This window comes from Yersinia sp. LJYL362, assembly GCF_048323875.1.
Genome location: NZ_JBLWEX010000106.1, coordinates 1 through 10,555, shown reverse-complemented (window position 1 = coordinate 10,555; position 10,555 = coordinate 1). Strand labels below are relative to the sequence as shown.

Below are 10,555 nucleotides of genomic sequence, written 5' to 3'. Positions count from 1 at the left end.
TTGTACAGATGCTGTGTCCGGATTGTCGCATTCCCTGGAAAGTTAAAGCCCCGCAACTGATACCAGAAATCCGTATGCGCCTCGAACGTTATTGTGGAGTAAAGGGGATTTGTCACCCGCAACAACTCTGGTTTCGGAGTGAAGAAGGATGTGCACATTGCCAGCAACGACTGGCGATCAGTGATCGTATTATCAGTCGTGGTGTGATCGGGCGCAGTGTGGTGGCCGAGGTGATCCGCCCTGATGCACGATTTATGTTGCTGTACCTGACTCATGGGCCAGCAGTGGCCAGACAATACTGGGTTAACTCACTGGCAGGCATAACACGCGTGACTCATTTGCTGCATAAATTAGCGGCGGGGTTGGTTGACCCCCTTGATGCTGATCTGGTTTGCCCGCTAGATGAAGATTACATCTTGGCCTGTGAGATGCCTGATGTCTGAGAAGTGTTTTCGGCCGATCCGCAACATGTCATTGGGACAGCGTCTGCGTTATGAGCTGGTACGCCATACGTTTAGTACTCGTTATCGCCTGCAATTCTATGATGCGCTGCGTTTTTTACTGGAAAATGGCACCCCCTTGGGCGTTGCGTTGCAGATGATTGCCGAGGTTCATACTGATTTTGGTCGGCACTGGCACCCTTATGGCGATTTGGTGGATGACTGTCTGGAGTCGTTATCGGATAACGGCGCAGGACGTACACTTGAAGATGTATTGGCCGCTTGGGGGCCATTGGAAGAGGCTGCACTAATCAGCGCTGGAATGCGCAGTGGAAAATTACCAGAAGCATTACTGCAAGCGGGCAAGCTGGTCGAAGCCCGCCGCCGTATTTTGACACTGGTGGGCAAAATGTCCCTTTATCCACTGCTGCTGTTTTGCTTGGGCGGCGGCATGTTGGTCATTAACGGTGCTTACCTTATCCCCACACTACGTAAACTTTCTGATCCGCAAAACTGGAGTGGCGCGTTAGGTTTTATGCATGCACTGGCTAACTTTACCGATAAGCAGGGTGTTGCTGCTGTAGGTATGGTTACTATCTTGGTTGGGCTGGTGCTGTGGTCCCTCCCCCGTTGGCGTGGCCGGTTACGCCGCTTGGCTGACAAAATGATGCCCTGGTCGGTCTACCAAGACATTCAGGGGGCGGTGTTTCTGATAAATATGGCGGCACTTCTAAGAGCGAATGTGCAGACGTTTGAGGCACTGCAAATCTTACTGCCGTTCTCTTCCCCCTGGTTGCAAGAACGCCTCGACGCCATTATTGCCGGTGTGGAACAAGGCGATCATCTGGGTAAGGCGCTACGTAATAGCGGTTATCAATTTCCCAGTAAAGAAGCGGCTAATTATCTCTCCTTGCTCACCGAAGGGGATGGCGCGCCAGATATTATTGGCCGTTACGGCAGCCGTTGGCTGGAACAAACACTTGAACGGGTCAATAAGCGCGTCATGGTGGTGATGCTTTTCTCTCTGCTGCTGATTTTCAGTTTCTTCTTACTCATCTTGTCAACGGTGATGCAAATTCAGGATATGACCAGTGACTCAATGTAATAAGGAATTTGATAATGTCATTTCATGCGGTAGCCAGAAAACAGCCTCATCGTGGTTGGGGCATCCTTGAGAGCGGCGGTGTAGCTCTGGTGGTGATCGTTGTCATTACGGTGGTGCTGGGGGGGCTTTATATGCTGTGGAATCGAAAGGATATTGCTCTGGAGTCAGCCAACGTGCAGAGCATCATCACCTCCACACAAGGCTTACTAAAAGGTCGTAACGGTTACAACTATACTAGTGGAGCAGTCATGACCGGCTTACTGATTCAGGTCGGTGGCGCGCCGAAGAATATGATGACAAAAGGTAATGTTACCGCTGGCACGGCAACTTTATGGAATACATGGGGTGGTCAGGTTATTGTTGCGCCAGTGACCGCTAACGGTTTCAATCATGGTTTTAGCGTAAGCTATCCGAAAGTGCCGCAAGATGCGTGTATTGCCATAACTACACGCCTCAGTGCTGGCGGCAGTATCTCTGGTATTAGTATCAATAGCACCGCTTTCAGTGATGGTAATGTCACGGTTGAAAATGCGGGCGCTGTCTGCGTGAAGGACACGGGTAGAAGCGGGATAAATACTCTGACCTTCACGGTTAACGGTTGACCATCATCACTCTGGCGCTACCCTGGTTATTTGTGCCGCCACTGTTTGGATTGGCACTGTGGCTACTTGAACCCATAACCCGGCAAGTCAGCCTATTCCTCAATAGCAATCATTCCTTACCAGCCCAAAAGCCACAACCAGCCACGCTATTGCATTATCACTGGCTTCATGCAGCCGCAATGACAGTGATAGCAGTAGCTCCGTTTGAGGGGCGGGTCTTCAACAATATAACCTCAATACTATTCATCCCTTTTATATACCGGCTTAGCCTCACTGATCGGCTTTCAGGCTGGTTACCGCAGGGATTTACCTGGAGTTGTCTGACCGCAGGGCTGCTTACCGCAGTTGGTAGCGGTGAACTTCTCTCAACTACTATGACGGTTATCGTGTTACTTCTGCTTTGTGGCTCCGTTCGGCTTGTCTCAGGGCATTGCGCCAAACGTGAGCTGCTAGGGCTAGGTGATGTCTGGCTTACTGCGGCCCTCGGGGCGTGGTTGGGCTGGTCTTTAGCGCTGTTTGCCATCGGCGTCGGACTCTGCGGATTTGTACTATGGCACCTGATGTCAGGTGATGTGAAAGCCGGTGGACCACTCGGGCCTTGGATGGGGCATGCCGCACTGCTGGCGATGATCGTCAAGGTCTACGATCCTCTGCTGATATGGTGATTTATACCCGTCATACTTCAAGCTGCATGTGCGTTGGCTGCCTTCGCTCACCCCAGTCACTTACTACAGTAAGCTCTAGGGGATTCACTCAGTTGCCGCCTTCCTGCAACTCGAATTATTTAGGGTATATGACTTTTGAAACCAGAGCATTGCATCGTGGTTGGGCAATGATGAGCACCGGCATTGCTTTGCTGATTCTGATTATTGTCGTGATTTGGGCAACGTCCATTTACGGTGACTATATAAAGCAAAAGGAATATCAGGTCACCGCCGTACAGGTCTCGCGTTTCAAGTCCGCACTTAAAGGTTACGTGGGCCGTCACTATGACAGGCTATTAGCCTCTGTTAGTACCCATCAGCCTGTTATGGTGACAACGACCATGTTAAAGAACACTGGTTTTTTGCCGATGGGATTCAGTGATATCACTGCTTCCGGACAACGTTTTCAGGCGGCGATAGTACGTAACGCCATACAAAAAGAGCAATTGCAGGCTTTGATCGTGACACAAGGCGGCCATCGTTTACCCTACAAAGCATTACGGCTGATTTCCGCAGATATTGAGGGATTGGGTGGGTATGTGTGGAACAATGCCAATGTTACCGGTGCGATGGGGAGCTGGATTGTCCCGTTAAGCAGCTTTGGCATTAGTACCTCAACCGGGCATGTGGCTGCGTTGCTAACTACCGATGAACTGAGTGGCGCACGCAATGAAAGTGACCGACTTTACCGCTTTGCTGTTACGGGGAAACCGGACTTAAACCGTATGCATACCAGTATTAATATGGGGGGAAATCACCTGGATAACACCGACACAGTAAACGCTATTACAGGGAGTTTCAGCGGTAATGTTAGTGCGGCGAAAGTTACAGCCGAAGGTGATATCCGCAGCCAACAAGGTTGGTTGATATCTCGCGATGATAAGGGTTGGCTCAATGAGAGCTACGGTGGGGGCTTTTATATGTCAGACCATGACTGGGTTAGATCAGTCAATAATAAAGGTATTGTTACCGGTGGTCAGGTTAAAGGCGGAAGCATACGGTCAGATGGGCGTCTCTCTGCTGGTGAAGTTTTGCAATTGGATCAGGTAAACAGCGCTGGCAGCAGGTGCAGTTCAAATGGCCTGATCAGCCGCGATGTTTCCGGTGCTTTGCTTTCTTGCCAATCAGAAGTATGGGGAACCAATGGCAAAGTTGACGTTATCAACGGCAATAACCCGGTTTGCCCAGCGAATAAAATCCCGCTGGCACGTTATTGGACACAAACGGGGGGCAGCAATCACGGCCATTATTGCACGCTTCAAACGGGGTGGGCTGGTGTGACCATGCCAAGTTGCGAATCCTGCGTTAACTGGGAGAAATGTCATATGGTGTATTCGCAGACCTGGTCTGCTACGGCATGTGGCTAACTATAAGTTAACTCCCAACTCGGAGACGAAACTCTGCATCAGAACCGGCACAACTTTATCCTGCTACTTAAATGCTTCATCACTGTTACTAACTCTCCCCTAGACAAATTGGTGACACTGCTATCCGCTATAGCGCCAGGTAATGCTCTGAAAAATGGGTATAAAACCTCACCGCAAGTCAAAGCTATCGATCACACTCGTGTTATCACGAATGGTCTGGATAGAGCGCAGGGTCTTCGTTTTAGCTTGGCTGTGCAACATATACCCACCTTAGTCTGGACACTATGTCTCTCTGCGGTATTTGTCTCACCCATGTGAGACCTTTCAAATCGGATGACGACATCGTCATCCGTACAATAACAGTATGCTCTTACTAAAAAAGATCGACCCAAGGTTGGGCTGAGGCCACTGATAAAGCGGCTTATAAACCAAAAAATAGGCATTATTACGCGCCACAAGGCCGATTAATTGAGCTTGACTGTTATCGCTATTTGTATAATATTTTATACAGCAAGGAGGCGTTATGCAGAAAAAATCAACCTTACGAGAGGAAAAGGAAATTATTTGGTTGGGTTCGTCATTTGATGACTTAATGGCTTTCTCTATTAATGTACGTAAAGATGTAGGTTATCAACTTCATAAGATACAGTGCGGATTAGAGCCTGAAGATTGGAAACCATTTTCTGATGTAGGTTCCGGCGTAAATGAAATTCGGATGCGTGATACTAATGGAATCTATCGGGTGATGTATCTGGCAAAGTTTGATGAAGCTATTTATGTTTTGCATAGCTTCCAGAAGAAGACCCAGCAAACAAGTAAACGCGATAAAGACATTGCCAAAGTGCGCTATAGCACGCTGGTTGAACAACGGAGGTACAGTAGATGACCGCCAAAATTGATACTAAAACTCGCCATATCACTCCGGCTGGGGCAAATATATTTGCTGAACTTGGCTTTGGCGAACAAGAGGCTGCATTGCTTTATGCAGATTCCATGCGTGAGATTGAAAATACATTAGCGATAAAGGAAAAGCTGATGGATGAAATAACCGTGTGGATCACAGATAAAAAGATGAAACAAGCCGATGTAGCCACTGTGCTGCATATTTCCCGTCCCCGAGTTTCTGATGTAGTGAACAAAAAAACGAGTAAATTCACCATTGATTCATTGGTTAATATGTTGAATCGTATTGGTAAACCAGTACAAGTATCGGTAGGGTAATACTGAGATAGCCCAATATCAGGGCTATCTATCCTTTTTTAGTTTTTCGGCTCAATGCCGCGACGATCTAATTCACGACGTAATAGCCGTTTAATCCATCCTGCTTTGTTATCATCACCATCTTCTTTCATAGCAATAGCTAGCCTTTCGGACAAGTCAGCATCTAGCCGAAGTTGAACAACATTCCTTTCTTTTTGGTTGTCTTTGGTTGACATTGGCATTCACTCGGGTATATTTCATATATTGGTTTAAAATGTACACCAATGTACAGCACTCAGTAAAGACAATGCCCCGTGGGTGCACGAACACTCACAGGGCATCTAACCACAACATTAAACGAGGTAATGCTATGGCTGACGCTAATAGTAACATATGTGCATATTCAAAGCTCTACACCTTCCTTAATGGTCGTTCTAACACGCTGTTGTCTGAACTACGGCCTTTGCGGCTCATCTCAGTACTGGCTGCTACTGAATGTGAAGCTCGCGAATTACTGGTTGGATCTCCGCTGATATTTGTTTCATGTAAACCGTGGGGAGATCAACCATGCTGATTGATTCCGATATCTTTGATACCAACATGGCCGAAGCAATGGCTAAATTGGGCTTTTCTGACATGAACACCGATGAGTGCCTACAACTGGCAGATCATTGCTGCGAAGCGCATGCGGGCTTATGTCAGTGCCTGAATTATCTGGGGGATTCTCTGGTCACCTTTGCCAATCACAACATACTGGAGTTTACCTCGACTAGCCTTAGTCAATTAGGTAACAGTCTGATCACTATCAGTTCGTTGATCCCCGCGCTGACGCAATTAGAGCAGCTCATTAGGGCCGATATTCAAAATATAAATTCCCAGCCTACTGATATTTGTCTGTAATCTTTAACGGGCGGTGTTGAGTTAAACATCGCCATATTCTCCCTGTTTTTGCACCTTACACCTTTCCGAATAGCTGGAAGGATAATGTGCTATGCCCCCCGCAATCTTGCCGGATAAAGAGCCAGTCGCTGATCCTGTCGATTTGAATCGGTCCCCACGCTTTACGCTTAAAAAAGCTCAATTGCTGAAACACTTTATCTACACCGTTGCAGTGCTGGGTATCGTTACATCTGGCGTACTCAATTTGGTGCTATATGTGCACTTCAGCAATATGACTGTGCGCCTTGAATCTCTTGAAGCTGCATTCAGTAGCGGCCAATTAAGTCAGCTTGCTTCCTCTGTTGTCTCGCTTGAAAAACATATAGCAGAGCATGAGCAACGATTCGCTGTAAAGCAGGATGTGATGGCAGACATAAAAATGCTAAGTGAACAGGCTTTAGAGCAGGGTAGGAAAGTCGCTCAATTAGCAACAGATCTTGGCGAAGAGAAGAAAGCCTTATTAAGGCTGTCGGAGGAGATGCAAGTTCATCAACAGGAACTATCAGCGCTGAAAGCGGGTATAGAAACGTTAAATGTTAAAATAGAAAAATGGCTATCTACGTCAAAAAAGAAGCCATTCGAACAGAAAAAATCCAAACTCATTTCCTCCCCAAGCCCCCAGAAAACAACAAGAACTGAGTCTCTGGCTGCACCGTTTGTCCTGACTGGTATTGAACGGCGAGGCGGGCAGATCTACGCGGTGATTACTCCTCACAAGACAACTTTATTATCCCAGACACAGCTATTGGCTCCCGGTGATTCAATTGGAGGATGGACGTTGCGGAGCGCGCAAGGAAATGAAGCTCTGTTTATGGTCAATGGCGTAACACAACGGGTAATCGCCAGGTAGAGGCCAAAAATGGAAATAATCAATAGATTACTCACGTTCGTCTTACTTAGCAGTTCCGTCTCTGTCTACGCCAGCATGGCAAGTGATGTCACGGATTACAGTTCATCACTTGAAACCGCGCAGGAAAAATCAGTTTCGCTTTTGCTCAGACAAAATGCTGAGCAATGGGGGCTAAGTGATACCGAATGGCAAAAGTATCAGCAACTGCGGCAAGGCAAACGCGGCATACAGTCACCCGGCTTGGACCCTCTGACTACGCTCGGTGTAGAAAGTGAAACGCCATCAGAACGCCGTCGTTTAGCCGAACTGTGGGTGAAAGAAGAGTATCAACGAACCGAGAAAGAACTGGCATTTCAACGTGAGGTCGATGCGGCCTGGAGCCGCCTCTATCCCAGTGTATTATCCGTCAATATGGGGAATGCCACCGGTATTGCTCAGGATATTTATGGCCGATTGGCACTATTTGTGCGTGAAAACTGTGCGCGTTGTGATGCTCGTTTAGCGGTACTACTGGCGGATAGTCGCCCCGTGGATATTTATCTGGTTGGCAGTGATGCAAAGGATAGCCGGGTACGTCACTGGGCGATCAGCCGCAACATTCCTGTCGATAGAGTGAGAACCGGGCAAGTCACGCTGAATCACGATAGAGGATTATGGCGACAATATGGCCAAGGTCAAATGCCGGTTGTCCTGCAGAAAGGGGAAAATGGATGGAAAATTTTCGCATTCTGAGCTCTATTTTGCTGATGTTATTGGCCAATTGTTTACCCATATCAGCCAAAGGATTGCAGCAAATACCCGCTGAGTATCATGAGATTGCCGCTGAAGCCCGAGTACCCGCAGAGTTGTTGTACTCTATCGCACTGGCTGAAAGTTCACGGCGTCTTAAGAGCGGAGTACATCCGTGGCCTTGGACAATTAACATCGCAGGCAAAGGCTATCGCTATAACACGCGCGAGGAAGCCTGGCAGGCTCTACTTCAGTTTGTCCATAAAGTGCCACTGAAACGCATTGATGTCGGTATTACACAGGTCAATTTAGGGTGGAACGGGCACCTATTTCCTTCTTTTTATGATGCTTTTGATCCCTCAACCAATTTGCGTGTAGCCGCCCGTATTCTCCGTTCCTGCTATGAAACGAGTTTGGGCAGTTGGATAAAGGCGGCGGGGTGTTACCACCACCCAGCCGGTGGGAAGCATGCTGCTAACTATATTGTCAGTGTTCGTCGCCAATTAAATACCCTTCCCCCAAGCGATATGGTCTTGATTAATAATCAACTTAGCTGGATCGAGCCAAAATGAAATTATTCCTTACGGCAATACTGATGTTATCAAGCATGCAGTTATCCCTTGTCAGTGAAGCAGCGTTGACGGTGGTTGGCGATCTGGGGGGTGAATCAACGGCACCCTATTTCGATGCGCTCAATACCCAATCCAACGAGTTTGCATCACCGAAAAAACAGCCTCCATTCTTTCCTCCAGCCACTGTGTCTGTGGCGTTGGCACTGCCGGTTCAGACGCCCGAACTTAGCCCCGGCCCTGTCACTACGCGATCGCTGAATCTTCAGGGAATGCCAGCAATGTTTATTGTTGGTGATGATGACTTATCACGACAATGGTTGTCACTGCGTGGGGAGGAACTAAAACGCCTTGGAGCGACGGGATTGGTGGTGAATGTTACTGACATAAGCCGTTTGCACAGCTTACAAGCCTTGCTACCAGAGATTGAAATGGCTCCGGTCTCCGGCAGTGACCTTGCCCATCGGTTGCAATTGGCACACTACCCGTTACTCATCACTGAACAGGGGCTGACCCAATGATATTCACTCATAAACGGATAGATGTTTATCTCCACTCACTTGGTTGGGGGCCGGTATGAGCGACAGATATGTGATGGAGTCTTTGTTGCGTCCTGCTACCGAATTGTACACGGCAGGAACTGCATGGAGCGCGACATATATATGCCTGACAGCTCCTTGGGCCATAGCGTTAGCGCCTTCTGTTAGTTGGGTGACTGCGGCAGGTTTTGGTGTACTTGCTCTGCAACGAACGCGTCAGGGGCTACGTATTTTGCGTTATCGGCGTAATATTCGCCGCTTGCCACGCTATGAGATGAGCAGTCGAGAAATTCCTGTCAGTCATCGCTACTTGTTTTTAGGGCGTGGATTTCAGTGGACACAAAAACACACTCAGCGGCTGTTAGAAGCACGTCGTCCAGAAACTGAACACTATGTACAGCCATCAGTTATCTATCGTATGGCCCGAGAGTTAGAAAAACGCCTTGAGTACAGCTTGCCGTGGTTGTGCCGGTTAACACAGGCCGATACCTTTTTAAATCCAGTTCGCCCCTTACCACCAGTTGGCGGTAGTCCGATTTATCACGGTGTGGAACTGCATGAAAGTGATGTGCTGTATAACCTGGGTGAACGCGTGGGGCATACGTTAGTTCTCGGTACTACTCGAGTGGGGAAAACTCGTCTGGCAGAAGTTTTGGTCACTCAGGATATTCGCCGCGGGGATGTGACAGTCATGTTCGATCCCAAAGGGGATGCAGATCTACTGACACGAATGTGGGCAGAAGCGCGCAGATCTGGACGGGAACATGAGTTTTATGTATTCCACTTGGGCTGGCCAGATATCAGCGCCCGTTACAATGCCATTGGCCGTTTCAGCCGGATCTCTGAGGTCGCCTCGCGTGTGGCTGGGCAACTCTCCGGCGAGGGGAATTCGGTGGCATTCCGTGAGTTTGCCTGGCGTTTTGTGAACATTATTACCCGAGCACTGGTCGCGTTGGGTCAGCGCCCTGATTACAATCTTATCCTGCGTTATGTGACCAATATTGGCGAATTGTATGAGACTTATGTAGAGAACCTCCTAACGACACAGGCACCTCAGCTGTGGATAAACGTTCAGAACTTGATAGGGTCTGGTGCTCTGAAAGAACGCAACCTTCCGCGCAATATGCAGGGGCAGACCAACGCGATGAAGGTCTGGGCGATCGAGACGGTACTCAGCAGCGCAGAAGGCAAAAAACTGTGGGATCCGGTACTGGATGGTTTGCGTAGTGCGGTTCGCTATGACCGCACCTATTTTGACAAAATCGTCGCCTCATTACTGCCACTGCTGGAAAAACTCACCTCTGGTAAAACAGCTGCGTTATTGGCTCCTAACTATAATGACATGGACGATATGCGTCCGATTTTTGACTGGCAGGACGTGATTCGTAAAAAGGGGATTGTGTATGTCGGTCTTGATGCTTTGTCTGATTCTGAAGTAGCGTCGGCGGTAGGCAACAGTATGTTTGCTGACTTGGTCTCGGTTGCGGGCCATATCTACAAATTTGGTATCA

13 protein-coding genes and 1 pseudogene are annotated in these 10,555 nt (G+C 48.4%); 13 read left to right on the top strand and 1 reads right to left on the bottom strand.

Annotation, left to right across the window (positions count from 1 at the left end):
• From ACNSO8_RS04690 to ACNSO8_RS04660, 7 genes and pseudogenes are all read left to right on the top strand, one after another.
• Positions 1–443: pseudogene (locus ACNSO8_RS04690) on the top strand (pilus assembly protein); the annotation flags it as partial.
• Positions 436–1,545, top strand: a complete 1,110-nt coding sequence (locus tag ACNSO8_RS04685; RefSeq protein ID WP_418393977.1) for a type II secretion system F family protein — start codon at positions 436–438, stop codon at positions 1,543–1,545. The pseudogene ACNSO8_RS04690 and the gene ACNSO8_RS04685, both read left to right, overlap by 8 nt.
• A 14-nt stretch (positions 1,546–1,559) precedes the next feature.
• Positions 1,560–2,147 (top strand): type 4 pilus major pilin, encoded by a 588-nt coding sequence (locus tag ACNSO8_RS04680; protein WP_411917559.1) that lies wholly within the window; start codon positions 1,560–1,562, stop codon positions 2,145–2,147.
• Positions 2,144–2,812 carry a prepilin peptidase gene (locus tag ACNSO8_RS04675; RefSeq protein WP_418393976.1) on the top strand — a complete coding sequence of 223 codons (669 nt, stop codon included), beginning with the start codon at positions 2,144–2,146 and terminating at the stop codon, positions 2,810–2,812. The genes ACNSO8_RS04680 and ACNSO8_RS04675 overlap by 4 nt, the downstream gene beginning before the upstream one ends.
• A gap of 128 nt (positions 2,813–2,940) precedes the next feature.
• Positions 2,941–4,218: a shufflon system plasmid conjugative transfer pilus tip adhesin PilV gene (pilV, locus tag ACNSO8_RS04670; protein ID WP_418393975.1), complete on the top strand. Its 1,278-nt coding sequence runs from the start codon at positions 2,941–2,943 to the stop codon at positions 4,216–4,218.
• 523 nt (positions 4,219–4,741) lie between these two features.
• Positions 4,742–5,104: a type II toxin-antitoxin system RelE/ParE family toxin gene (locus ACNSO8_RS04665; RefSeq protein ID WP_418393974.1), complete on the top strand. Its 363-nt coding sequence runs from the start codon at positions 4,742–4,744 to the stop codon at positions 5,102–5,104.
• Complete coding sequence (locus tag ACNSO8_RS04660) at positions 5,101–5,439, top strand: helix-turn-helix domain-containing protein (protein ID WP_408064006.1); 339 nt, start codon at positions 5,101–5,103, stop codon at positions 5,437–5,439. Before ACNSO8_RS04665 ends, ACNSO8_RS04660 begins: the two co-directional genes overlap by 4 nt.
• A 38-nt stretch (positions 5,440–5,477) precedes the next feature.
• Here ACNSO8_RS04660 and ACNSO8_RS04655 read toward each other — a convergent pair whose 3' ends face one another.
• A complete protein-coding gene (locus ACNSO8_RS04655) occupies positions 5,478–5,660 on the bottom strand; it encodes a hypothetical protein (RefSeq protein ID WP_418393973.1) in 183 nt (60 codons plus the stop codon).
• A gap of 325 nt (positions 5,661–5,985) precedes the next feature.
• Here ACNSO8_RS04655 and ACNSO8_RS04650 point away from each other — a divergent pair, with 325 nt between their 5' ends.
• The 6 genes from ACNSO8_RS04650 to traD all read left to right on the top strand — a co-directional run.
• Positions 5,986–6,318, top strand: a complete 333-nt coding sequence (locus ACNSO8_RS04650) for a hypothetical protein (RefSeq protein ID WP_418393972.1) — start codon at positions 5,986–5,988, stop codon at positions 6,316–6,318.
• 91 nt (positions 6,319–6,409) lie between these two features.
• Positions 6,410–7,207, top strand: a complete 798-nt coding sequence (locus ACNSO8_RS04645) for a hypothetical protein (protein WP_418393971.1) — start codon at positions 6,410–6,412, stop codon at positions 7,205–7,207.
• Positions 7,208–7,216: 9 nt separating this feature from the next.
• Positions 7,217–7,939: a TIGR03759 family integrating conjugative element protein gene (locus ACNSO8_RS04640; RefSeq protein WP_418393970.1), complete on the top strand. Its 723-nt coding sequence runs from the start codon at positions 7,217–7,219 to the stop codon at positions 7,937–7,939.
• Positions 7,918–8,508: a transglycosylase SLT domain-containing protein gene (locus ACNSO8_RS04635; RefSeq protein WP_418393969.1), complete on the top strand. Its 591-nt coding sequence runs from the start codon at positions 7,918–7,920 to the stop codon at positions 8,506–8,508. Before ACNSO8_RS04640 ends, ACNSO8_RS04635 begins: the two co-directional genes overlap by 22 nt.
• On the top strand, positions 8,505–9,026 hold the full coding sequence (locus ACNSO8_RS04630; protein ID WP_418393968.1) for an integrating conjugative element protein: 522 nt from the start codon (positions 8,505–8,507) through the stop codon (positions 9,024–9,026). The genes ACNSO8_RS04635 and ACNSO8_RS04630 overlap by 4 nt, the downstream gene beginning before the upstream one ends.
• 55 nt (positions 9,027–9,081) lie before the next feature.
• The coding region (traD, locus tag ACNSO8_RS04625) for a type IV conjugative transfer system coupling protein TraD (protein ID WP_418393967.1) at positions 9,082–10,555 on the top strand (1,474 nt) is incomplete at its 3' end.